Here is a 2,028-nt window from a genome sequence, read left to right as displayed (position 1 = left end):
CCCAAACTCTGCTGTTCTAGATAAAAATAAAAGAGAAATTTATTTAACTTATTGTTTCTCTTTTATTTTTGTGTGTTATAATAGATATATATTTATCATTGTCTATGTAAGGCTCTACTATGGCAGTTGTCACTATCCCCAAGCTCCCGCCGCTTTCCGTTCAGAAAAACGGTAAATACTCTTATATCCAAACCTATAAGAACTGCTGGGATAAAGAGAAAAAACGCTCTTACCGTCTTCCCGGCTCCATTAAAACCGTAGGCAAAATTTTAGGCGGCGGTGAGGAAGGGGTCATCCAATGGTCGGAGGAGTTTTTAAATCAATATCCTCTGCTTGGTGAATTAACTGCTAAAAGAATCTTTAAAGGCATGAAAGGATCGAAAAAGATTTTTGAGTTTAAATTCGAGCCTTTAGATGAAATGATTTCTTTAACTCAAGCCGTTAATTTAAAAAAGCTTAACGCCGGTGCCACCTGGGTCTTGGACAATATCATCGCCGCCACCCCGGTAAGCACGGCACTGACCCGGGTTTTCTCTTCTTACAATCGTCACCGCAAACTGTTGTCTTTAGCCTATTACTTATATTTAAACGCCAACGGAGCTTTACATCTTTATGAAGATTTTGCCGCTCATACCCGTTTACCCTATCAGCGTCCTTTGTCTTCAGGACAGATAAGCAAACTGCTTAAGAGCATCAGCGACGATGAAATCACCAAGTTTCTTAAGGTATTGAACTTAGAGCAGGGAAAAATCGAAGATGCCAATGTCGGCAAGGCCAAGATTTATTATGCTGTGGATTCCACTTCCGTTTCCACTTATGCCGCCAAACTTACCCCTGCCCAATGGGGTCACAATAAAGACGGTGACTTACTCAAACAAATCAACGTGCTTATGATTGTCCATCAGGAGACGGGACTGCCTTTGTTCTACCGCGCCTATGCCGGTGCCGTCCCCGATGTCTCCACCGTGGCTAATATGCTTAAGGATCATGCTCTTGTCGGTATGGAGCGTACCGCCGTCATGGTTACCGACAAAGGCTACGGTGCCATAATCAATATCCATCGTTTCTTACAAAACGGCTTAAGTTTCCTTACCAATATCAAAACCTCTTTAACTTTCTGCAAAGCTTTGATTGCCGATAATCTCACGGCTTTACTTAATGAATGCGCCATCAAAAGAAAAATCGGCTGCTCCTGCGTTACCGTTCCTATTTCTTGGTCTTATCCCATTACTCCCGGTAAACGCGCCCGGGATAAAGCCGTACTTTATGTTCATATCTATCTTAACCGCAACATTCGTTACGCTTATGAAAAAGCTATCGGCGATAAAACCGCTTTAATCATGGAAAAGATGGAGAATAATGAAGCTTTAACCGACGGTGAACAAAACTTCTTCAATAAGTTCATCGTCAAAGATGATAGCGGCAATTACTCACTCAATGCTTCCGTCAAAATGGAAGCCATGCTGGATAAAGGTATCCGCATCCTTATCTCCGATTGCGTTTCCGACCCTTTAGAAGCATGGAAAGCTTATTTCGATCGCCAAAGAGTGGAAGAAGGATTTTACTGCTTTAAACAAACCGTATCAGGCAGCCGCTTCCGCGTTTCCACCGACGATACGCTGCGCGGCAAAGCGTTCCTGACTTTCCTTTCCTGCGTTATCGGCCTTATGTTCCGCCGCCGTGCCGACTGCGCCAAAATAAAAGGTATTGAGCTGCCTTATGACAGCGAAACCAAACTTATTGCCGCGCTTAACAGTGTGCAGCAGACGATTTACCAAGACGGCGGCTACTATAGTGAAGTTGTCGGAAAGGTAAAGGAAATAATGGAAGCTTTAGATATTCCTTTACCTGAGCCTGAGCCGGTCGATAAAGCTCTACAGCAAAATAATACTGAAGATGAAGAAGATGAGCCGATAGTGATTGAAGATTTACTGACACCTTAACGGTACAAAGAATAAAGCCCTCCGCAGGGGAAGGCTTTGATTATGAACTCTGCTGATAGATATACAAAAAAGAGCAGAGTTCAGG

The 2,028-nt window shown here is 43.1% G+C and carries 1 protein-coding gene; it reads left to right on the top strand.

The features are described 5' to 3' along the window. Positions 1 to 119: 119 nt before the first annotated feature. The gene (locus QZ019_RS09690; RefSeq protein WP_295484615.1) at positions 120 to 1,943 is read left to right on the top strand and encodes a transposase; all 1,824 of its coding nucleotides are present in this window, start codon (positions 120 to 122) and stop codon (positions 1,941 to 1,943) included. Positions 1,944 to 2,028: the final 85 nt, after the last annotated feature.

It is taken from the genome of uncultured Succinatimonas sp. (assembly GCF_905203285.1).
GTDB lineage: Bacteria > Pseudomonadota > Gammaproteobacteria > Enterobacterales > Succinivibrionaceae > Succinatimonas.
This window is presented reverse-complemented; position numbering and strand designations above follow the sequence as displayed.

Coding starts and splice junctions, on each gene's coding strand:
- QZ019_RS09690 (WP_295484615.1), top strand. CDS start 120: ATGGCAGTTGTCACTATCCCCAAGCTCCCGCCGCTTTCCGTTCAGAAA.